Origin of the sequence: Streptomyces sp. NBC_00457, from assembly GCF_036014015.1 — a bacterium.
Taxonomy (GTDB): domain Bacteria; phylum Actinomycetota; class Actinomycetes; order Streptomycetales; family Streptomycetaceae; genus Streptomyces.
Window position 1 is genome coordinate 739,840 of record NZ_CP107905.1, and the last position, 22,213, is coordinate 762,052.

Genomic DNA, 22,213 nt, shown 5'->3' on the forward strand with positions numbered 1-22,213 from the left:
CACCCGCGTCGGCGCCGAGGGCGTTCGAACGGGCATCGCACGCGCGAGCGCCCGCGGCGGCTCCGGCCATCCCCTAGGCCGGAGCCGCCAAAAACCGTCGGACCACCCCTCACGACGCCGCACACCCGGAAGCGATGATCATGCCCTTGACGACCACGCGCATCAGCCCGGACTGGCCCTGCCAGGTCAAGACCCCCGGCAGCTACGACTGGGAGCGCTCGGCGGCCAAGTGGCTGCGCGAACTGGTACCGGCCCGCTACGCCAGCTACCCGGCCCTGATCCGCCACCCCGTGCTGCTCGCCCGCCATGCGCAGATCCAGGTCCAGCACGAGATACGCGTCGCCCGCACCGCCCTGCAGACCGCGCGTGCCGATCTGCCCGCACTCGGACTGCCGGAGTCGGTCATCGAGCACACGATCAAGCTGTACGCGGCGGAGGTCCTCCAACTGCAGCACATCGCGCGCAGCGTGCGGGCGGTCACCCATGCCCTGGTGGACACCTCCGCACGCTGACCGCCACAGGGCAGGAGCGGGTTCAGCCGGTGCCGGTACGGGATTCCAGGTCCCGGCGGGTGTCATCGCCGTAGACGCCGGTCTCGTCGCCGCGGATGCCGTACCAGAGCTGGAAGCGGGCCACCGCCTCGGTGAGGACGGCGTCGTACTGACCGCTGGTGGAACCGTCCTGGTAGACGTCCGGGATGCGCAGCAGCCGCTCCTGGAGGTCGGTCACCTCAGGGCCTGACGCTCCTTGGCGGAGGGTGCCGGCGCCGTCGGGGTCGACCGCCGCACCGCCGCCCGCGGTGGGCGGGGTGGCTGACGTGGGAGGCGCGGCTGACGTAGGAGGCGCGGCGGACGCGGGAGGGGCGTCGGGTGCGGGAGCGGCCGTGTCGGCGTCGTTCCGGTCGGGGAGCAGGAAGGCGCAACCGAAACCGATGACGGCGGCAGCGGCCACGGCGACCGCCATGGCGGCGTGGCGTCGCCCCACGCCGCGACGGCCGGGGCGCGTGGAGCGGTCCTCCTCGTCGGCGCGGACGGGTGGAAGTTCCTGCGTCCAGTCCTCGGATCCGGGCTGCGGCGCCGGGATGGGCACGGTCTCGAAGCCGCCGGTTCTCGGCGGCAGATCCTTGAGCAGTTCGGCGAGGGCGTCGGTGCGGCGGGGGCGCACGACGCGCACCGGTTCCAGGGGTGGCCGGTCGTCGTACGGCTGCCGGGGTTCGGACGGTGTCGGCACCGCTCTTCTCCTTCCGTCCCGTGCGCTGGGGTCCGGGTGGTCCCCGTGGAGTGATACGTGGCAGCCGCACCGGGAGTTCATCGGGACTCCGCAGACCTGGCACGGCCGGCCCGCGGCAGTGGTGCCGACGGGTGGCGGCGATGGGCGGACGAGGCGATCCATCCGCTGAAGCCGTGGCGTCAGTTGCTTTGGGCGGCGGTCCACCCGCGGCGCCTTCTCAGCCGATGGTGACGACATGCGCCCAGGGCGGCGGGGCTTCCGGGGTGTAGTCGGGATTCCTCTCGTTCACGGCGTGGGCGGGGCGGGGGAAGAGACCGACGACGGTGCGGCAGGGAGGCTGCGCCGAGGGCCATGGCGTCTGACCGTCCGTCAGGGCGACGATGACGTCCGGACGGTGTCGCGAGCGGAGTGCACGGGCGAAGCCGGAGCGCAGATCCGTTCCCCCGCCGCCGATCAGGGCGATGCTCTCGGCGCGGCAGAGCGGGACGGCGACCCCGGCCGCCGCGTCGCAGGAGATCACCGAGACCAGATCGCGCCGCCCGCCCACCGCCCGCGAGATCGCCGCCACCTCCAGCAGCGCGCTGCCCAGTTCGGCGTCGCTCACCGACCCGGAGGTGTCGATCACGACGCAGACCCGGGGCGGCGTGCGGCGCAGGCTGGGCAGCAGCACCCCGGGGACACCGGCCGACCGCCGGGACGGACGACGGTAGCTGTGGTTCTCGCCCACCCCCGGCGCGCCCGCCGCCGAACGGACCGCAGCCCCGAGCAACTGCCGCCACGGCTGCGGCGGATGGAACGCCTCGTCCGCCCATCGCCGCCACCCGTCCGGTGTCTCGCCCGGCCGGCCCTTGATCCCCTCGGCGACCCGGAAGCGGACCGCGTCCCGCTGCTGCCTGCTCAGCCCGTGTGCCCCGTCCGGCCCCAGCTCCCACGGCCGCTGCTGCCCGTCGGCACCACTGCCGCAGTCCAGCCATGCCAGGTCCGCGGTGAGCCCGGTCATCGACGCCGTCCGCAGGTACTCCTCCATCAGCAGCCCGTCGGGCAGCCGCAGCAGCGACGGCAGGACCGCCCCGACCGGCAGGGGCAGACCGTCGCCGTAGATGTCGTCGTTGATCTCGAAGTCGGCGGCGATGTTCCGCCGCAGCCTCTCGCCCGATCCGTGCTCCTCGTGCTCCCGCGCATACCGCTCGCCCCGCCCGTGGTGGTCCCGGAGCAGATGGGAGACCTCGTGCACCCACACGCCCGCCAGCTCCTCCACCGGGGTGCGCGCCACGAAGCCGGGTGAGACGTACACGCGCCAGTGCGCGTCCACCGCCATCGTCGGCACCGACCGGTCCTCCACCACGTGCAGCGCGAAGAGCGCGGCGGCAAGATAGGGGCGGACCTTCACCGCGTGCAGCCTGGCCGCCAGCAACTTCTCCAGGTCCAGCGGGAGTTCGGGCCCGTCCGGTCCGCCGGAACCGGCCGGCGGATTCGGCACGGTGGCCCGCACCGGGCGCGGTGGCGGAGGCGGAGACATCGGGCGCGGCACCGGGCGGCGCACGGCCCCGGTCATCGGCGCACCCCCTGCTCACGCCCAGCCGTGATCCGCCCCACCGACCGGTCCGCCCGCCGGGCGAGACCGATCACCCCGACGAGCCGTTCCATCGCCTCCGGCACCTCCCAGTCGTCGCGCCGCAGCGCGGCCAGCGCCGTCGCCGGGGCGACCAGCAGGTCCGGGGCGCCGGTCTCCAGCGCCCTGACCAGCACCGCCCAGCCCGCCTCCCACCGCTCCCGCTCCGGCCGCGCCCCGACCGCGGCCACCACCGCCTCCAGCGCCGCCTGCCGCAGATCTCCCCGCACCGGCAGCTCGGCGGCGGCCGGATCGGCCAGCAGCGACTCCGGGTCCGGCAGGTCCATCCGGTCCAGATGGGCGAGGAGTTCGAGCCCCGGCCCGTCCCCCACCGCCCCCCGCACCAGCAGCGCCAGCACCTCCCGGGAGACGGAGGCAGCCGTGCCGAAGGCCAGCAGGGTCAACGCGGCCTCCCAGCTGCGGGGCGAAGGCCAGGCGCCGCCGCGCCGCGTCTCGGTGCTGGGCAGCCGATGGATCAGCGTCGGCCTGGCTTCCAGGAAGCCGCAGACCGCGCGTCGGGCGAAAGCCACCGCCTCCGGCAGCCGCTCAGGCACCAGCCGGGGCAGCTCGGCCCGGGGCCAGACCCCGCCGAGCCCGCGCACCACCACCTCCCGGTCGTGCACCCAGTGCAGATGAACGAACCGATTGGCCAGCGGCGGGCTCAACTCCCACCCGTCCGCCGCCGACGCACGCGGATTGGCGGCGGCCACGATCCGCACCCCCGGTGGCAGTTGCAGCGCACCGACCCTCCGCTCCAGGACGACCCGGAGCAGTGCGGCCTGGACGGCCGGGGTGGCGGTGGAGAGTTCGTCCAGGAACAGCAGCCCCCGTCCGGCCCGCACGAGTTCCACTGCCCACTGCGGCGGTGCCATCGGCACTCCTCGCACCGCCGGGTCGTCGCCCACGATGGGCAGCCCGGAGAAGTCGGACGGCTCGTGGACACTGGCGATCACGGTCGTCAGCGGCAGGTCGAGAGAGGTGGCGAGCTGAGTGAGAGCCGCCGTCTTCCCGATGCCGGGCTCGCCCCAGAGCAGCACGGGCAGGTCGGCCGCGACAGCCAGGGTGAGCGCTTCGAGCTGCTCGTCGGGGCGCGGTTCGGTGGTCGTCGTCCGCAGGAGGCCCAGGAGGTCGTCGGCCAGGGCGAGATGGGTGCCGGTCGCGGAGGCGCCGGCGCGGACGGGTGCGGGTGCGGACGTGCCGGCGGCCGGAACGGGGGCGGGCAGAACGGTGCTGAAGGTCATGGGCATCACCTGGGGTGGTCGGGGGACGGGATGGCCCGTCCGGGATGGCGGGGACGAGCGGCGCGGAACGCACGGTGCGGGAAAGGGACTTCGGTCAGGGCGGCCGGTCAGCGGCTCAGGCCGATGCGGGGACGGGGCGGCCAATCCGGGATGGCGGGGGCGCGGAACGTGCAGTGCGGGAACGGGACTTCGGTGAGGGCGGCCGGTCAGCAACTCAGGCCGATGCGGGGACAGGATGGCCCGTCCGGGATGGCGTGGGCGCGCGGAACGGAACGCGCAACGCGGGAAAGGGACTTCGGTCAGCGCGGCCGGTCAGCAGGTCAGGCCGGTGCGGGGACGGGATCGGGTGCTCCGCTTGCGGCGCGTCGCGGGTGGCGTACGGCGGTCGATCCGGGGACGGTGGCCCGCGTGCCGCACGTCCGGGGCGGTCTCTTCTCCGGCGGCGCCCACACCGGCCAGTCCCGAGCGGAAGAGCCCGTGGTCGATGCGGCGGGCCGCGGCCGACTCCAGTGCCTCCCGGAGCGGTCCGTCGCGCAGGACCGCAGCGGGACCGAGCAGCCCCTCGACCACGGCCAGCGCCCCGGCGACGTCACCGTGGCCGAGCCGCTCCCGGACCGCGGGCAGTGCCTCCGGGTTGCGGTGCACCGCGTCGATCGCCCGCAGGCAGGGCAGCGGCGGTCCGCCGAGGGCCACCAGCAGCTCTTCCCGGCGTAGTTGAGCCGGATCGTGATCGATCGCCGTCAGCACCCCGTCCCGCAGCGCGATCCGGTGGACCTCGCCCCGGCACCGCACCCGGTGCGGATCGCGGGGATCGGGTCCCGGTGCCGGGCCTGGCACCGGGACCGTCACCGTCACCGTCACCGAGCCGGATGCCTCCAACGCCGAGGCGACGAGCGGGTGCAACCGCTCGGCCGTGACCAGCATGGCCCGCAGCAGTTCCAGATCCGGCAGGACCCGGGCCGCGACCTCCGGCAGCACCGGAAGCGCCGCGACCTCCTGCGCCGTCACCGCCTCATGCAGCGGCCGGAGCGTCGGGGCATGGCTGTCGTCGGGGGCGACGAGTTCGAGCACGGCGTGTCTGCGCGCACCGAGCCGCACGGTGAAGGCCCCGCGTGGGAGCCCTTCGGCCCGCAACAGCGACTCCGCCTCGGCAGCCCAGCGGGCCACCGCCCACGGGCCGTCGTGAACGGCGGGCCGGTCCGGCAGCTCTGCCCAGCCGAGCGGGTGCAGCCGGTCGGGCGGCTCTGCCCGGCCGGGAGGACGCAGCCGCTCCGGCAGCACCGTGAAAGGCGCGCCGTCCGCACCGCACCGACGCGCCAGTTCGCCGCTCAGCCCGGCGTCCCAGAGATGCCGGTGCAGGTCGAGCCGGAAACGCCGGTCGGGATGCGGATGGGGATGGGAATGGCGCCCTGGGCTGCCGGTCCCGGACCCTTCCCACAGGGCCAGCGACATCCGCTGTCCGGCGTCCGCCCAGGCCGGCGGTGTACGCACCACCAGCTGGACCGGTGTGGCGCCCGAACTCCGGTAACGGGCCAGACAGATGGTGAGGCCGGGCCGGAGCCGTCCGTCGGGGGCGATCCGGGGCATGTGCCAGCGGAGCAGATCCGGTGCCAGTCGGCGCAGATCCGCTCGGAGGCGGGTGACGAGATCGATGCCGTGGCGGGCTCGCACGGCGTGCAGATCGAGATCGACGTCGATACGGGCGGCGGCGCAGGCCCCCGCCCAGTCGCCGACGGCACGCCGTGCGGTCGCGGTCTCGATCATGGACGGTGGCACGGCGTACTCGCGCACGCGCTGCCACATCAACAGGCGGGACGGAATCTCATTCGCGAAGTGATGTGCCATCAGCACTCACCTTGCGCGAATGATTCCCCCAATCCGTACGAGGAGAAGGTCTTCATCCCCGACACCGTAACCGCCGCGACGTCGATCTGTCAGCCCACGTTTTTCCAGCGCACTCAGTTCCCCCTCCGCAGCGCACTGAGTGCCACACCCTCGTCTCGGGTGCTACGTTCCCGACCATGAGCTCCACCGTGAAACCGCCCATGCGGGACGCCCTGGTCGCGGCGGCCTTCCAGCTGTTCCTGGAGCGGGGCTACGAGCAGACCACCGTCGACGACATCGTGGCGCTGGCGGGGGTGGGGCGGCGCTCGTTCTTCCGTTACTTCCCCTCGAAGGAGGACGTGGTCTTCCCCGACCACGAACGGTGCCTGGCGGACATGACGGCCTTCCTCGCCGCCGGCGACGAGGACGACGAGCCGGTGCGCCGGGTCTGCGACGCGGCCCGGCTGGTGCTGCGCATGTATGCCGAGAACCCGACCTTCTCGGTGCAGCGCTACCGCCTCACCAAGAAGGTGCCGGGGCTGAGGGCGTACGAGCTGTCGGTGGTGTGGCGCTACGAGCGCGCCCTCGCCGAGTATCTGCGCGGACGGTTCGCCGGCCGGCGGGACGGGACGCTGCAGGCCGACGTGATCGCGGCGGCCGTGGTCGCGGCGCACAACAACGCCCTGCGCTCCTGGCTGCGTTCGGACGGACAGGACGACGCGGACTCGGCCGTGGACCACGCGCTCGGGTACGTACAGTCCGCGTTCGGCGCGTCCCCGACTCCCTCCGCCCCGCTCGCGGGCGAGCAGCCGGAGGACGTCGTGGTCGTCGTCTCCCGCCGGGGAGCGCCCCTGTGGCGGGTCGTCCAGGAGATCGAGTCCACGCTCGGACGCGACTGATCCCCACAGCCCTTCCACATCCGGGGGCACTCAGTACCTTTACGAGTGGCACTGAGTGCCATACGCTGAGGCTGTGCACGGTGGCACGGTGAACCGGGCACGTGCGTGCACGGGCGACCCGCGCACGCGGGATTCCGGCCGAGTGCAGGGAGTTGACAGCGTGTACCACCACTCAGGAAGCGTTGCCCGTCCGACAGCCGGCTCCGCGGCGGGCCTTCTCGACCCCGCGCCCCGGGACGCGGATGCCCTCCTCTACCAGCGCTGCACCTGGTGCGGCACCGCCATGTACCACCGACTGCTCTGTCCGGTCTGCCAGGGCAGCGACCTGCGCACAGAGCGCAGCGAGGGCGTCGGCACGGTCCGCCACTCGTCCGTGGTGCACCGCAACACCCCCGCCGCGCGCAATGTGTCCCTGGTCGAGATGGCCGAGGGGTTCGTGGTGCGCGGCCGGGTCATCGGCCCACCGATCGGCATCCACAGCGGCGACCGGGTCCGGCTGTCGACGGCCAAGGACCCCGTCCGCGGCGAGCCGGTGTTCCAGCTGGTCGACGAGCCGTACCGGGCCTGGAGCTGACGCGAAGCGCTCCGCTGGAAGGCCGGTGTGTCGCTGCGGGTCCGTTGTGGCTGGTCGCTCCCCCACTCTCGAATGCGCTCGAGCGGGGGGATCCCCATCGCGGCGGAGCCGCAAATTGATACAGCCCCGCGCCCCTTTGGGGCGCTGCCGAACCGCGGCGGACTTCGCCGGAGCCGCTCAGGGCTCGCCGTACAGACCGGGTATCAGATCCCGCACCGCCACCGGACGCCCCGACTCGAAGCATGAGTTGGCGGCGAGCCCGACCGCCAGAGCCAGCGCCCCGTCCCGTTCCGTGGCCGGCCGTGCCGCCGCCACGCCGCCGGTCACCGGATCCCCGGGGCGGACCGGCCCGAAGAGCGCGGCGAGCATGCGCGGGTCTCCCCCGCCGTGGGCCTCGTGCGCGGTCTCCACGTCGATCTCCTTCGGCGGCTGCCACAACGGACGCAGGGTGAGCCGTACGCCGCCCGCGTGTTCGGCTGCCGTGTCCCCGTGCAGGGCGCCGGTGTGGGAGGCGATCCGGGTCACCGGCGGCTGCCAGTTGCTCTCCTCGACCTCGAGTTCCAGGCGGCCGGCGCTGCCGTTGAACATGACCCGGTAGCCCTCCCACGGGGAGTAGGCCGTCAGGTGGTACGTCATCGTGGCGCCCCGCAGGTAGCGGACGAGGACGGCCATGTCGTCCTCGATGGTGATCGGCCCGCCGAAGACGTTGCGGTCGCGGAGGTAGCCGTCGTCCTGTTCCGCGTCGAGATAGAGCGCGCGCAGGGTGTCGTTGGCCGCGAGGTCCAGGGCGAAGGGGTCGTCGGCGGCTGCCGTGGCGCCGTGGGCGCGCTCGTACTCCCGGCGCAGTCCGTGACGGGCGCCCGCCTCATGGCCGTAGAAGCCGAGCCTGCCGTAGCCGAAGACCTCGGCGGGCTCGTCGGCGAGCCACCAGTTGACCAGGTCGAAGTGGTGCGAGGACTTGTGCACCATGAGTCCGCCGCTGTGCCGCTTCTCCCGGTGCCAGCGACGGAAGTAGTCGGCGCCGTGGCGTACGTCGAGCAGCCACTCGAAGTGGACGGACAGGATCTCGCCGATCGCGCCGTCCGCGAGCAGGGTGCGCACCTTCTCGTGCACGGGGTTGAAGCGGTAGTTGAAGGCGACGGTGAGGGAGTTGCCCGTCTCCCGGACGGTGTCCAGGATGCGGGCGCAGCGCTGGGTGTCGACGGTCATTGGCTTCTCGGTGACGACCCGGCAGCCCGCCTTCAGTGCGGGGACGATGTAGCGGTCGTGCTCGGCGTCGACGGTGGTGACGACGACCTCATCGATGTCCTCCTTGACCAGCAGGTCGGTGAACTGCTCGGGTTCCCACTGGTTGGCGGGCGGTTCGCCGGCGGCGGTCAGCAGCCGGTTGTGGAAGGCCATCCGGGTGGGGTTGGGGTCACAGAGGGCGACGATCCGGTGGCCGGGGCGTTCGGCGAGGGCGCGGGTGAAGGTCTGGGCGCGGTGGCCGGTACCGACGACGGCCGCGCGCAGGGGAGTTGATCGGCTCATGATCAAGCCCTTCCCGCTGACCGTCCCGGCCAGTCCTGGGCCAACTCCTGCTGTCCCACCCCCGCTTGTCCCCTCTTCACAGGCAACCCACAGACCACACACGCCGTCCTCCGTGGCGTGAGGGCCGTCCGGAGCAGCCGGAGGGCCCGAGCCCAGCGCGGAGGAGGACAACGGTGTTACGTGCCCGGCGAATATGGGTGACCGCTGCGGCGGTGCTCGCAGTGGTGGGGGCAACACCAGGACTGGCGCAGGCGCAGCCGGCCGGACCGGCCCCGCTCTCGGTGTCGGCGGACCTTCCACCGGGCTGGCAGGTCACCGGTGAGGGCCTGGACCGGCAGTTGGTGTGGAGGTCGGCCGAGCCGGTGCCCATGGGTGACGCGCGGGTCGAGTTCTACGACGGCGACCGGCTGCTGGGCATACCGGTGCCCGGCCGGGACGGCCGTACGTTCCGCCTTGACCTCGACGCCGCACCGCTGAACTCCGCGAAGGACCTTCAAGTCCTGTCCGGCGGGCGGCGGTTGGACGCGGCCGGGGTCGCCGAGGAGGAGCGGCAGGACCGGCGCTCTCCCGCGCTGGCGAACCCGCCTGCCGCACTGCCGGCCAACTCCGTCGACCCGGGCAAGCCGGGCTCGTACCGGACGGTCTCCGGCGAGTACAAGCTCGACTCCGTGAAGCTGCCCGACTTCCCGCACCCCGTGGAGATGCAGGCCGTGGTGGTGGCACCGACCGGCGCCACCGGCAAGCGCCCGCTCGCGCTCTTCCTGCACGGCCGTCATGGCACCTGCTACAAGGGCAACGAGGACGTGACCGGCGACTGGCCCTGCCCGGCCGGCATGAAGTCGATCCCGAGCCATCGCGGCTATCTGCGCGACCAGAAGCTGCTGGCCTCGCAGGGCTATGTGACGGTGTCGATCTCGGCCAACGGCGTCAACGGCCAGGACTTCGCGGCCGAGGACGGCGGCGCGCAGGCCCGTTCGTCGCTGGTGCGGCAGCATCTCGCCCGCTGGGCCGACTGGGCCGGGCACCCGGACGCGGCCCCGGCGATCGTACGCAAGGCGCCGAAGACGGACCTCTCGCGGGTCCTCCTGGTCGGCCACTCCCGCGGCGGCGAGGGCGTCAACCGGGCCGCGATGGACAGTCTCTACCCGCCGCCCGCCCAGCAGGACGGCTACCACGGCCGGGTGCGCTGGCACATCCGTGGCACCGTGCTCATCGGCCCGACGATCTTCGGCCAGAACCCGGTCCCCGATGTGCCGTCCCTGACGATCCTGCCGGGCTGTGACGGCGATGTCTCCGATCTCCAGGGCGAGGTGTACGTCGACGGCACCCGCGGCGTCAGCCGGGGCAGCGCCCTGCACAGCGCCGTCTACATGGTCGGCGCCAACCACAACTTCTTCAACAGCGAGTGGACGCCGGGCCAGGCCCAGGCGCCCGCGGACGACGACTTCTACGACGACGAGGAGCAGCCGGACCCGGTGTGCTCGCCGGGCACCCGGACCCGGCTGACGGCCGACCAGCAGCACAAGGCGGGCGCCACGTACATCGCGGCGGCGGCCAGGCTGTTCGTCGCCGGCGACGACCGGGTACGGCCGCTGCTGGACGGCTCGGGCAAGCGGGCACCCTCGGCGGACCCCGCGCGCGTCCTCACACACGCGGTCGGCGCGAACCGCCGTGCCGGGTTCCTGCCGGACAGCGGCAAGGTCTCCGTCACGGGCGCGAAGCTGTGCTCCGTCACCGACCCCGACCCGGCCGTGACCTGCCTGGACCGTGAAACCCCGGGCTCCTCCCCGCACTTCGTGCCCTGGTGGGGGGCCGGACCGGAGTCCGGGCGCCGTGCGGTGGCGCTGCGCTGGTCCGAGCCGGGGTCCGCGGCCCGGGTGCGGACCGACAAGCCGCTGTCCCTCGGCGGGGCGAAGGGGCTGACGCTGCGTGTGATCGTGCCGCCCAACACCACCGGCACCCAGCTGGACGTGGCCATCGCCGACGCCTCCGGGCGACGGGCCACCCTGGGCCGGGTCCGCGTGGACGGGCTGCCCGGCAGTGAGCGGACCGCCTCGTACTGGGCCCGCGAGGTCCGCGTATCCCTGGCGGCGGCCGCCCGCGCCGGTCTCGATCTGCGGCACATCAACTCCCTGCAGCTGACGCCGCGTTCCGGGTCCGGGAAGGCCTGGCTGATGGACGCCTGGGGCTGGCGCCCCGGCACACCCGCGGTCCGCGAGGCCACGCTGCCGCGCGTCGACATCGGCCGCCTCACCGTGGACGAGGGCGACTCGGGCGTGCGGACCTACCGGGTTCCCGTGCGGGTGTCCGGACAGGGCAGCGGCCAGGTCCGGGTGTACGTCGTGAACCCGGACACCGGGAACAGCGAGGAACGGCTCGTCACGGTACGGCCCGGCGGCAACGACATCGACGTACCGGTGAAGGTCGAGGGGAACACCCGCTTCTCGTACGACATGACGCACGACGTGCTGGTGAAGGCGGTCCGGAACTCGGTGATCGGCTCGTACGTGGGCGGTGTGACCGCGGTGAACGACGACCCCGTGCCGACGATCGGTGTCACGCCGGTCGCCGACCGGGTGACCGAGGGCCGGCCGCTGACGTGGCAGGTGACCCTGTCCGAGCCCGCCGACACGGAGATCTCGCCCCTGTTCCGCGTGGAGCCGGTGACCGGTGGCGCCGAGCTGTCCACGAAGGACGTCGACCCGCGGTGGATCGAGGAGTACTCGGGTGAGTCGCCGGACCCGGAGCGCCCGCTCTCCCAGCTGGAGGGCCTGTACTTCTGGATGAGCGTCCCGGCGGGCCAGACCTCCGTAGACGTGTCCCTGCCCACACTCAAGGACACGGCCACCGAGCCCGAGGAGTCGGTCCGCTTCCGGCAGGCCGACGACTCCGGCGAGCCGCAGCCCGACGGGGCGGTGATCAGCGGGACGGTACTGGACGCGTCCTAAGCAGAAGCGCCCCGAAAGGGGCGCGGGGAACTGCGCGACCAGCCACGACGGTGCCGCACCCAACCGACGGCACATCGCGGCACTACCCAGCGGAGCGCTTGGTCGGCGTCACACGGATGCCGACAGTCCCTTTCAGGCCGCGCCTCACCCTGCTGCCGAGCAGGGTGAGGCGCCCGACGATGGGGTACTTGCGGGCGAGGAGTGCGCGGTAACGCGCCGTGGTGGCCTCGTCGCAGATCTCGGCGGTGGCCGGGATCTGGTCGCCGGTCGGGTTGCCGCGCGCGTCGCAGGGGCCGACGAGGACATCGCCGCGTGCCCGGATCCGCTTGACCTTCCAGGAGTCGGCGACGGACCAGACGCCGAGTGTGTCCCCGTCGCGCACCACCCACACCGGGGTGGCGACCGGAGTGCCGTTCCTGCGATAGCTGGTGATCAGCAGGTACTTGCCCGCACCGAGCCGCTCCAACGCCGTGTCGTCCATGACGGCGAGTCTAGGCCGGTCACCTCACCCCGACACCGCCGCGATCCGTCGTATCGCCTCCTCCAGTACCTCCGGCGACGTCCCCAGATTCAGGCGTACGTGTCCCGCCCCGCCCGTGCCGAACGGGATCCCCGAGTTCAGCGCCACGCGCCCGCGCTCCAGGAAGACCTGCGCCGGGTCGTCCCCGAGGCCGAGCGGGCGGCAGTCGAACCAGGCGAGATAGGTGGCCTCGCCCGGGCGGTAGCGGATCGCGGGGAGGTGCTCGGCCAGCAGGTCGGCGAGCAGGCGCCGGTTGTCGTCGAGGCCGGCGAGCAGCGCGTCCAGCCAGGCGGTGCCGTCGCGCAGGGCGGCGGTGTGGGCGATGACGCCGAGGTGGCTCGGGCCGTGGCTGACCTCCTCGGGAAGCCGGGCGAGGTCGGCGGCGGCAGCGGGGCCCGCGATCGCGAGCGCGGCCTTGAGCCCGGCCAGGTTCCACGCCTTCGAGGCCGACATCAGCGACAGGCCGTACTCGCTGCCAGGCACGCTGAGATACGGCACGAAGTCGACGCCGCCGGCGACGAGCGGCGCGTGGATCTCGTCGGCGACGACACGCACGCCGTACCGGTCGGCGAGAGCGGCGATCGCGGCCAGCTCGTCGGCGGTGTGCACCGTGCCCGTCGGGTTGTGCGGGCTGCACAGCAGGTAGGCGGCGCGTCCACCGTCCGTGACCGCCTGCCGGAAGACCTCCTCCAGCGTCCCGAGGTCGATCCGCAGGTCCGCACCCAGCGGGGCCTGAAGCACCCGCCGGTCCATGTGCTCCACGAACTGGAAGAACGGCGGATACACGGGTGAATTCACCACCACCGGATCCCCGGGACCGGTGACCAGTTTGATCATCTCGACGACACCCAGCATCACATCGGGCACGATCGCGGTGCGCTCCACCCCGAGCCTGTCCCAGGCCCACCGCTTGCCGGCGAAGTCGGCCAGCGCCTCGGCGTAGGCGGTGCCCGCGGGATACCCGGTGTCCCCCAGCGTGAGCGCGTCGGTGATCGCGCGGACGACGGGTTCGGCGAGCGGCACGTCCATCTCGGCCACCCACAGCGGCAGCACGTCGTCGGGGTAGGTGCGCCATTTCATGCTCGTACGGCGTCGGAGACGGTCGAGAGTGAGGGCTTGCAGCGGATTCGGTTCGCCGGACGTTTCGTGCGGGATCCTGGTCATGGAGCACAAGATAGGGGGCTGTGGCGTGACGTGGAATCACGGGGGACGGACGGTGGCGGTCGACGGGATTCCCGAGGTGGCCTGCGACGAGTCGGGTTCGGACGGGGAGAATCTCACCGGCGGGAACACCGATGTCTTCGCACACGGCAGCGTGCTGCTGCCCATGGACTCCGCGGCCGGATTCGTGCAGGAGATAAGAGACCGGATCCGTTCGCCCGCGGAGGAGTACAAGGCGAACCATCTCCTGCGGGAGAAACACCGCGCGGTACTGGAATGGCTGCTCGCGCCCTCAGGCCCGATCCATGGGCACGCGCATGTGCATCTCACCGAGAAGGCGTTCTTCGTGGTGGACCGGGCCGTCGACCTGCTGCTCGGCGACAGATCCTCGGCCGTGGTGCTGTTCCGGCAGGGGCCTCGGACTTTCGGGGCGGACGGCTGGCGGAAATTCCTCGAGGCGGCGAACCAATTGCTGCGGGTCAGGAACGACGGAGAGCCACAGCTGCCGGTCGAGACGTTCTTCCGAACGGTCCACGGACTGCTGCGAACACATTCCGGTACGGAACTGGCGGGAACCCTGGAGCGGCTCGCGGCGGCACGCTCCCGTGCGGATTCCTATCGGGCGGGAATTCTCAACGGTCCGACCCTCATTCCCCTTCTCAATCCGCTGCTGCCCGCGATCGTCCACACCGCCGCGTACTGGAGCGCGGGCGGCCGGCTGGTGCGGTTGGTCCACGACCGGCAGAACATGCTCACGTCGGACCGCATCGCCTGGATCGAGGAGTCGGCGCGGCAGGCCGGGTTCGGGCTCGGCGGGCTGCGGCTCGTCCAGGCGGGGCTGGATCCGCGCGTGCAGCTGGCCGACTTCCTCGCCGGAATCGCCCGCAAGATCGCCTCCGACGAGCTGAACGGACACGGCGACCCCGTCCTCACGGCGCTGGTACGCCCTTACGTGGACGCGGCGTCCATCTGGGGCGACGAGCGCAGCTGGGAGCGGCTCGGACCGGTGGACGACAGCATGGACGAGCCGCGCGCCCTGAAAGGATCACCGATCCTCTGAACGCCCCGGGGCCGAGCCACGTACCTAGGGAGGGCGCTCAACTAACGGAGTGCCTCGTGGTGTTGACACCGCGTTGTTCTGGTTCGGGAGCCATGCATGAGGCACGCACGACGACGAGTCGTCCGGCGAGTGGCACGTCTGGCGGCGGTCGGCGGACTCCTCCTGGGAGGCACGATGGTGACGCGGGCGGTGGCGAGTGAGCCGTCCGACGGCGCCGAACTGCCCCGTACGTTGGCGCAGGCCGCGGGCGACACGGGCGCCGGGCTGGTGTCCCGGCTCGGTACGTCCCGTACGGCGGGCAGCTGGGTCGACGCCCAGGGCCGGTCGGTCGTCGCGGTCACCGACGAGGAGGCCGCCGCCGAGGTCAAGCGGGCGGGGGCCGAGGCCAAGATGGTGCGCTACAGCATGCGCGACCTCAAGTCGGCCACATCGACGCTGGGTTCGACGCCCAAGGTGCCCGGTACGGCGTGGGCCGTGGACTACCGGTCCAACGAGGTCGTGGTGCGCGCCGACCGCACCGTCTCCACCGCCGAGTGGAACGAGCTGAACGAGATCGCCGACGCCATCGGCGGCTCGGTGCGCATGGAGCGCACCGAGGGCACCTTCACGACCCGCATCAACGGGGCGCAGCCGATCCTGTCCACCGCGGGCCGCTGCTCCGCGGGCTTCAACGTGACCGACGGCCAGCGCGACTTCATCCTCACCGCCGGGCACTGCGGGCCCACCGGTTCCGTCTGGTTCTCCGACAACGGGGGCAGGGAGCAGGTGGGCAGGACGACCACACAGAGCTTCCCCGGCGACGACTACTCGCTGGTCCAGTACGCGAACGGCCGCGCGGGCGACGGCGCCGACGTCGTCTCCATCGGCGAGGGGCGGGGCGTACGGATCACGGGCCTGGGCGAGGCGTCCGTCGGGCAGAAGGTGTTCCGCAGCGGCAGCACGACCGGGCTCCAGGACGGTGAGGTGACGGCGGTCAACGCCACCGTCAACTACCCCGAGGGCACGGTCAGCGGCCTGATCGAGACGAACGTGTGCGCCGAAGCCGGTGACAGCGGCGGGCCGATGTTCTCCGAGGGGGTCGCCCTGGGCGTGACCTCGGGCGGCAGCGGCGACTGCACGTCGGGCGGTACGACGTTCTTCCAGCCGGTGACGAAGGCGCTGGGCGAGCTTGGTCTGAAACTGCTGGTGGCCGCTCCGGCGGGCGGCGGGCAGAGCGCTTCGCCGTCGGCGGAGCCGTCCGCCGGTGCCGGTGGCACGCAGGGCGCGGCCGCTCCCGGCGATGCGTCGCCCGGGTCGTCGGCTCCGGTGGAGGGCATCGTGGACGCGTCGACGCTGCTGTCGCGGCTCGCGAATCCCCGGAACATCGGCCCGGGTCTGCTGGTCATGGGCGGCAGCCTGATCGCGCTGGTGGCCACGCGGTTCATCCGCGCGGAACAGGACCGCAAGGCCTACCAGCGCTATTACTCGGCTACGTGGAGCTGACGAGGGGGGAATCCGGGCCGCCGCTGACGCGCGGCGGCCTTCAGCGGATGGGGATGCTCAGGCCGCCCTCGCCGGCTGCGGGGCCGCGGCGGCCCACTCCAGGACGAGCAACTGGTACTTCTCGCGCTGCTCGCCGCTCAGTGTCCCGCCCGACCGGCGCCACAGGGCCCGGATCTCCTCGTTGACCTCGTCAGCCGTCCGTGCGGAGGCGGGTTCAACAGTGGTGGACATGCTGTGAAGCATACGGCTCCAGAGGTGAAGGCCCCGTGAGTCACCATGGGCATTCCGGACATACCGGACCGTGTTGCTGATCACGTCATCTTTCAACCGCCCCTAGAACCAGCACCTGGATCGCCAGTACGGCGGCCCCGCGCGCCCAGTCGTGAAAGTCGGACACCTTGGTCTCCAGGTCGACGGGCGCGGCCAGCGGATGCCGGTTGGCCCTGATCGCCTCGTCGACGGTCTTCCCGGCGACGTCCATCAGGCCGACCCCCTCCCCGGCGAGCACGATCTTCTGCGGCATCGCGAAGTTGGAGATCTGGGCGACGATCGTGCCGAGGGCGCGCGCGGCCTCGTCGATGACGCGGGCGGGCATGGGTTCGCCTGCGGCGGCGAGGGCGAGGATCTCCTCGTACGTCCGGTCCTCACCCGTGGCGGCCCGCACCTGGTAGCGGATGTTGGGGATGGTGAGCAGCGAGACCGCGCTGCCGCGTGCGCCGTCGGGGGTGAGCGGCCCGTTGGGGTTGATGATCCAGTGGCGGCCGAAGCCGCGGTCCTCCTCGGCGTAGGGCACCCGCTTGCCGCCCAGGACGAGCCCGTACCCGATGCCGGCGCCGATGGTGAGGACGACGAACCGGTCGAGTCCGCGGCCTGCGCCGAACCAGGTCTCGGCCTCGACGAGGGCGGCGACGTCGTTCTCGACGACGACCGGCAGCCCGGTGCGCTCCTCGACGAGCTCGGCCAGGGGCACGTCCCGCCACTGCAGGAACGGCGACTCCCCCACCATGGTCCGGTCCTGGACGAGCCCGCCGACACCGATGCCGATCCCGGCGAGCCGGGGGTGGGTGCGGGCCAGTTCCCCGGTCATCTCCCGCAGCAGGTCGGCGACCCCGGCGGGGTCGTGCGTGGTGAGCGGGCGGTCATGGCGGGCGACGATCTCGCTTCTGAGGGTGGTGACGACGCCGTAGACCATGTCTTCGGTGATCTTGAAGCCGATGAAGGAGCGGGACTCGGCGACGACGTCGAGGGGCTGCGAGGGGCGCCCCTGGCGGACCTCGGGCAGGGCGGCCGTCTCGGGGGCCTCGATCAGCAGGCCGGACTCCAGCAGCGGCTTGGTCAGCCGGGTGAGGCTGCCCGCCGACAGGTCCAGCCGCCGGGCGAGTTCGGTGCGCGACAGCGGGCCGTGGACGAGCACCTCGATCGCCACCGAGCGCTCGCCCGGACTCAGCGGAAGCCAGCTGGCGGCTGCTGCGGTCATGAGGTCGCCCCCCGGAGATTCTTTTGCAGCGAAATCAACATGGCCAACTCTATGGTGTCGCGCCGCCCTGGAAAAGATGTTTGCACGCCTCTTGACGCCAGGATTCTTCCGCCACAAAAGTAAGTGGCCGAGGACGAGCCGCAGACGAGGGAGTCTCCGATGACCATCGCCTCCAGCAGCCCACCGTCGCGTCTGCCACCGGGCGCCGCGGAGGGGGCACGGACCAGGCCGAGCACGAACCGGGCGAAAGCCAGTGAGAAACCAGGTGACGGACGGCTGGCCGCGGTGTTCCTCGCCCCGGCCATGCTGGGTTTCCTGGTCTTCCTGCTCTGGCCCACCTTGCGCGGCATCTACCTGAGCTTCACCGACTTCAACCTGCTGACACCGGCGGAGTGGGTGGGCCTGGACAACTACGTCCGGATGGTCAACGACCCGATCTTCTGGAACTCGCTCTGGGTCACCGTCGAGTACGTGATCCTCAACATCGGCGTGCAGACGGTGGCGGCGCTCGCCATCGCCGTGCTGCTCCAGCGGCTGACGCAGTCGTCGGTGCTGCGCGGGATCGTGCTGGCGCCGTATCTGATGTCGAACGTCGTCGCGGGCATCGTCTGGCTCTGGATCCTGGACACCCAGCTCGGCATCGGCAACGAGATCATCGTGGGCCTCGGTTTCGACCGCATCCCGTTCCTGGCCGACGAGACCTGGGCGATCCCGACGATCGCCATGATCAACGTCTGGCGGCACGTCGGCTACACCGCGCTGCTGCTGTTCGCGGGGCTCATGGCCATCCCGAACGACATGTACGAGGCCGCGAAGGTGGACGGCGCCAGCGAGTGGCGGATGTTCTGGCGGATCACGATGCCGCTGCTGCGTCCGGTTCTGGCGGTCGTGCTGATCATGACGGTGATCGGTTCGTTCCAGGTGTTCGACACGGTCGCGGTGACGACCGACGGCGGACCGGCCAACGCCACCAACGTGCTCCAGCTCTACATCTACGACTCCGCCTTCGGCCGCTTCCAGTTCGGCTACGCCTCCGCGATGTCGGTAGCCCTGCTCGTGGTGCTGAGCGCGATCACCATCCTCCAGTACCGGCTCACCCGGGCCGGCCAGACCGACCTCGGCTGACGGAAGGGAGACGCCGACATGGCTGCCGTGGCAGAAACGACGACGACCGTACGGCCCGCACGGCGCAGGCCCTCCTTCGGGCGGGTCGCGGCCTGGACGGTGATGGTCGCGATCGTGCTCATCACCCTGGTGCCGTTCTACTGGATCCTGCGCACCGCCCTCTCCTCCAACCCGGGGCTGAACGCCCAACCGGCCGATCCGCTGCCGGTCGACCTGACCCTCGGCGGTTTCGAGCGGGCGCTCGGCCTGCAGTCCACCGAGGAGGCGGTCGCGCAGGGCGGCGCCGGCGGCGGGCTGAAGTTCTGGCGCTATCTGCTCAACTCCGTGCTCGTCTCGACGCTGATCACCACCTGCCAGATCTTCTTCTCCGCGATGGCCGCCTACGCCTTCGCGCGGCTGCGCTGGCGGGGCCGGGACACGGTCTTCGCCCTGTTCCTGGCCGGGTTGATGGTGCCGACCATCTTCACGCTGCTGCCGAACTTCGTGCTCATCAAGGAACTCGGCCTGGTGGACAACCTGTTGGGCATCGCGCTGCCGACGATGTTCATGACGCCGTTCGCGGTGTTCTTCCTGCGCCAGTTCTTCATGAACGTCCCCAAGGAGGTCGAGGAGGCGGCGCTCCTCGACGGTGCAGGCAAGGTGCGCGTCTTCTTCCGGGTGCTGTTGCCGATGGCGTCCACACCGGTCATGACCCTGGCCGTGCTGACGTACATCACCTCGTGGAACGACTACTTCTGGCCGCTGATGGTCTCCTACAGCGACAGCTCGCGCGTGCTGACCGTGGCGCTGGCCATGTTCCGGGCGCAGACCCCGCAGTCCGGCATCGACTGGTCGGGGCTCATGGCGGCGACGCTCATCGCGGCCCTGCCGATGCTCGTGCTGTTCGGCTTCTTCGCACGCCGCATCGTCAGCTCCATCAGCTTCACCGGGCTCAAGTGAGGGAATGGTCATGCGATTTCGATTCCGTACGGTCGGGGCGCTGGCCGTGGCCCTGGCGCTGTCCCTGACGGCCGGGTGTGCCCAGGACGGCGGCACCGGCTCGTCCTCGAACACGGTGACGTACTGGCTGTGGGACGCCAACCAGCTGCCCGCCTACGAGGCCTGCGCCAAGGACTTCGAGAAGCAGAACCCGGGTCTGAACGTCCAGATCACCCAGATGGGCTGGGACGACTACTGGACCAAGCTCACCGCGAGCTTCATCGCGGGCACCCAGCCCGACGTCTTCACCGACCACATCCAGAAGTTCGGCCAGTTCGCCGACCTTCAGGTGCTGGAGCCGCTCGACGACCTCGGCATCAAGGACTCCGACTACCAGCCAGGCCTGGCCGCCAACTGGATCGGCCAGGACGGCCACCGCTACGGCGCCCCGAAGGACTGGGACACCGTCGCCCTCTTCTACAACGAGAAGATGGCGCAGGACGCCGGTCTCACCGGCGAGCAGCTGGGCAACCTGTCCTGGAACCCGAAGGACGGCGGTTCCTTCGAGAAAGCCATCGCCCATCTCACGGTCGACAAGAACGGCAAACGCGGCGACGAGCCCGGCTTCGACAAGAACAACGTCAAGGTGTACGGCCTGGCGTCCAAGGGCGGTGGCTACGCCGACGGCCAGACCCAGTGGAGCAGCTTCGCCGCCTCCGCGGGCTGGAGCTACACCGACAAGAAGCGGTGGGGCACCGAGTACCAGTACGACGACAAGACCTTCCAGTCAGTCATCAAGTGGTTCTTCGGCCTGGCGAAGAAGGGCTACATGGCACCGCTCTCCGACTACAACTCCCAGTCCAACGAGGGCAACGTCCAGGTGGCCGCGGGCAAGGCGGCGTCCTCGCTGGACGGGGCGTGGATGATCTCGACGTACGCCGGCTTCAAGGGCATGAAGATCCGCACCGCCCTCACGCCCGAGGGCCCCACCGGCAAGCGCGCCACGATGATGAACGGCCTCGCCGACTCCATCACCAAGAACGCCCGCAACAAGGCCGGCGCCAAGAAGTGGGTGAAGTACCTGGCGTCGAACGAGTGCCAGACGACGGTGGGCCGTTCCGGCATTGTCTTCCCGGCCACGCCCGACGGCACGGACGCCGCGGTGGCGGCGTACGAGAAGAAGGGCATCGACGTCTCGGCGTTCACCGAACCGGTGGCCGACAAGAAGGACTTCACCACCTTCTCCTACCCAATCACCGGCTATGCGGCGGACGTACAGGCGCTGATGGAGCCCGCGATGGAGGACATCTACGGCAACGGCAAGCCCGTGAGCAGCCTCGACCAGACCAACGACCAGATCAACCTGATCCTCTCCCAGTGAAGGGCACGCATTTCATGACGTTCTCCCTCGGCATCGTCGGCGCCGGCCAGTTCTCCGGCCAGTTCGCCACGCTGTTCCACGCCCACCCCGGTGTCGGCGACGTCTACGTCACCGATCTGCTGCCCGAGCGGGCCGAGCAACTCGCCGCCGCGCAGGGACTGGCCGGGACCTTCCCCTCGTACGAAGCCATGCTCGAGTCGAACGCGGTCGACGCGGTCGCGATCTTCACCCAGCGCTGGACCCACGGCCCGCTGGTCCTCCAGGGCCTGAACGCCGGCAAGCATGTCTACTCCGCCGTCCCCATGGCGATCACCACGGAGGAGATAGCGGCGATCATCGACGCGGTCAAGGCGACCGGACTGACGTACATGATGGGCGAGACCAGCCAGTACAACCCGGCCACGGTCCACGCCCGCAACCAGATCGCCGAGGGCGCCTTCGGACGGATCTTCTACGCCGAGGGCGACTACGTCCACGACATGGATCTGGGGTTCTACGAGGCGTACCAGTACAGCGGCGGCGAGAACTGGAAGGCGACCGCGTCCTATCCCCCGCTGCTGTATCCGACGCACTCGGTGGGCGGGGTACTGGGCGCCTGGCAGACGCATGCGGTGAGCGTGTCGGCGATCGGGGTGCGCGACGAGCGCGCGGACGGTGTCTTCGACCAGCAGGTCAGCCAGTTCGGCAACGACGTCTCCAACGCGACCGCGCTGTTCGAGGTGGCGGGCGGCGGTTCGTTCCGTACGAACGAGTTCCGGCGGGTCGGTTATCCGTCCCACATCCGGGAGTCGCGTTTCCGTTTCTTCGGGACGGAGGCGAGCATGGAACAGCTGGCGACGGTGGCCTTCTGGCAGGACAAGAAGGGCGTCAAGGACATCAGCGAGCTACTGGAACCCAAGCCCACACTGTCTCCTGACGATCCGTCACTGCAGCACATCGCCCCCGACCTGCGGGCCGCCTTCACCTCCGGTTCGGCTCCGGTGCACGACCGGTCGCGGCTGCCCCGGGAGTTCGACCATCTGCACAACGGCCATGAGGGCAGCCACCACTTCCTGGTCGACGACTTCGTGACCGCGGTCAACACGCGGAGCCTGCCGTCGGTGAACGCGTGGGTCGCCGCCCGCTACACCCTGCCGGGCATCGTCGCGCACGAGTCGGCGCGGCAGGGCGGGGCCAGGCTGGAGATCCCGGACTTCGGGGACGCGCCCGCTCAGTGACGCGTCCCGGCGGG

The 22,213-nt window shown here is 71.2% G+C and carries 19 protein-coding genes; 10 read left to right on the forward strand and 9 right to left on the reverse strand.

Translation table 11 applies throughout. The features are described 5' to 3' along the window. Positions 1-134: 134 nt before the first annotated feature. Complete coding sequence (locus OG828_RS03500; protein WP_210570190.1) at positions 135-512, forward strand: hypothetical protein; 378 nt, start codon at positions 135-137, stop codon at positions 510-512. Between the two features lie 22 nt (positions 513-534). Here the strand turns inward: OG828_RS03500 and OG828_RS03505 are convergent, their stop codons facing one another. The 4 genes from OG828_RS03505 to OG828_RS03520 form a co-directional block, all read right to left on the reverse strand. Continuing rightward, on the reverse strand, positions 535-1,230 hold the full coding sequence (locus OG828_RS03505; protein ID WP_328500053.1) for a peptidoglycan-binding domain-containing protein: 696 nt from the start codon (positions 1,228-1,230) through the stop codon (positions 535-537). A gap of 217 nt (positions 1,231-1,447) precedes the next feature. After that, positions 1,448-2,653: a vWA domain-containing protein gene (locus OG828_RS03510; RefSeq protein WP_328371552.1), complete on the reverse strand. Its 1,206-nt coding sequence runs from the start codon at positions 2,651-2,653 to the stop codon at positions 1,448-1,450. Between the two features lie 128 nt (positions 2,654-2,781). Beyond that, entirely contained in the window at positions 2,782-4,083 is a 1,302-nt protein-coding gene (locus OG828_RS03515; protein ID WP_328500054.1) for an AAA family ATPase, read from the reverse strand. A gap of 312 nt (positions 4,084-4,395) precedes the next feature. Continuing rightward, positions 4,396-5,928, reverse strand: coding sequence for a hypothetical protein (locus OG828_RS03520; RefSeq protein ID WP_328500055.1), 1,533 nt, complete (start codon positions 5,926-5,928; stop codon positions 4,396-4,398). Positions 5,929-6,128: 200 nt separating this feature from the next. Between OG828_RS03520 and OG828_RS03525 the strand changes: the two genes are divergently transcribed. Both OG828_RS03525 and OG828_RS03530 read left to right on the forward strand, forming a co-directional pair. After that, entirely contained in the window at positions 6,129-6,806 is a 678-nt protein-coding gene (locus tag OG828_RS03525; RefSeq protein ID WP_328504794.1) for a TetR family transcriptional regulator, read from the forward strand. 160 nt (positions 6,807-6,966) lie between these two features. Then, on the forward strand, positions 6,967-7,380 hold the full coding sequence (locus tag OG828_RS03530) for a Zn-ribbon domain-containing OB-fold protein (protein WP_328350044.1): 414 nt from the start codon (positions 6,967-6,969) through the stop codon (positions 7,378-7,380). Positions 7,381-7,557: 177 nt separating this feature from the next. Here the strand turns inward: OG828_RS03530 and OG828_RS03535 are convergent, their stop codons facing one another. Beyond that, positions 7,558-8,910 carry a Gfo/Idh/MocA family protein gene (locus OG828_RS03535; protein ID WP_328500056.1) on the reverse strand — a complete coding sequence of 451 codons (1,353 nt, stop codon included), beginning with the start codon at positions 8,908-8,910 and terminating at the stop codon, positions 7,558-7,560. A gap of 173 nt (positions 8,911-9,083) precedes the next feature. Between OG828_RS03535 and OG828_RS03540 the strand changes: the two genes are divergently transcribed. Continuing rightward, a complete protein-coding gene (locus tag OG828_RS03540; RefSeq protein ID WP_328500057.1) occupies positions 9,084-11,858 on the forward strand; it encodes a hypothetical protein in 2,775 nt (924 codons plus the stop codon). Positions 11,859-11,940: 82 nt separating this feature from the next. Here OG828_RS03540 and OG828_RS03545 read toward each other — a convergent pair whose 3' ends face one another. Both OG828_RS03545 and OG828_RS03550 read right to left on the reverse strand, forming a co-directional pair. Then, entirely contained in the window at positions 11,941-12,339 is a 399-nt protein-coding gene (locus OG828_RS03545; RefSeq protein ID WP_328436538.1) for a PPOX class F420-dependent oxidoreductase, read from the reverse strand. A gap of 24 nt (positions 12,340-12,363) precedes the next feature. Continuing rightward, entirely contained in the window at positions 12,364-13,542 is a 1,179-nt protein-coding gene (locus tag OG828_RS03550) for a MalY/PatB family protein (RefSeq protein WP_328500058.1), read from the reverse strand. 25 nt (positions 13,543-13,567) lie between these two features. On the opposite strand from OG828_RS03550, the gene OG828_RS03555 reads away from it, so the two are divergent. Together OG828_RS03555 and OG828_RS03560 are read left to right on the forward strand one after the other, a co-directional pair. Continuing rightward, positions 13,568-14,599, forward strand: a complete 1,032-nt coding sequence (locus OG828_RS03555) for a hypothetical protein (RefSeq protein ID WP_328500059.1) — start codon at positions 13,568-13,570, stop codon at positions 14,597-14,599. A gap of 96 nt (positions 14,600-14,695) precedes the next feature. Then, positions 14,696-16,081 (forward strand): S1 family peptidase, encoded by a 1,386-nt coding sequence (locus tag OG828_RS03560; protein WP_328350055.1) that lies wholly within the window; start codon positions 14,696-14,698, stop codon positions 16,079-16,081. A 57-nt stretch (positions 16,082-16,138) separates the two neighbouring features. On the opposite strand, the gene OG828_RS03565 is transcribed toward OG828_RS03560, so the two are convergent. Beyond that, a complete protein-coding gene (locus tag OG828_RS03565; protein ID WP_210570168.1) occupies positions 16,139-16,324 on the reverse strand; it encodes a hypothetical protein in 186 nt (61 codons plus the stop codon). Between the two features lie 73 nt (positions 16,325-16,397). Continuing rightward, the gene (locus OG828_RS03570) at positions 16,398-17,558 is read right to left on the reverse strand and encodes an ROK family transcriptional regulator (protein WP_328350057.1); all 1,161 of its coding nucleotides are present in this window, start codon (positions 17,556-17,558) and stop codon (positions 16,398-16,400) included. Between the two features lie 159 nt (positions 17,559-17,717). On the opposite strand from OG828_RS03570, the gene OG828_RS03575 reads away from it, so the two are divergent. The 4 genes from OG828_RS03575 to OG828_RS03590 are packed head-to-tail and all read left to right on the forward strand — an operon-like array spanning position 17,718 to position 22,199. Beyond that, complete coding sequence (locus tag OG828_RS03575) at positions 17,718-18,683, forward strand: carbohydrate ABC transporter permease (RefSeq protein WP_328350059.1); 966 nt, start codon at positions 17,718-17,720, stop codon at positions 18,681-18,683. 18 nt (positions 18,684-18,701) lie between these two features. Further along, positions 18,702-19,622 carry a carbohydrate ABC transporter permease gene (locus OG828_RS03580; protein ID WP_328436542.1) on the forward strand — a complete coding sequence of 307 codons (921 nt, stop codon included), beginning with the start codon at positions 18,702-18,704 and terminating at the stop codon, positions 19,620-19,622. A 10-nt stretch (positions 19,623-19,632) separates the two neighbouring features. Then, a complete protein-coding gene (locus tag OG828_RS03585; RefSeq protein WP_328500060.1) occupies positions 19,633-20,982 on the forward strand; it encodes an ABC transporter substrate-binding protein in 1,350 nt (449 codons plus the stop codon). Between the two features lie 14 nt (positions 20,983-20,996). Then, on the forward strand, positions 20,997-22,199 hold the full coding sequence (locus tag OG828_RS03590; RefSeq protein WP_328371555.1) for a Gfo/Idh/MocA family protein: 1,203 nt from the start codon (positions 20,997-20,999) through the stop codon (positions 22,197-22,199). Positions 22,200-22,213: the final 14 nt, after the last annotated feature.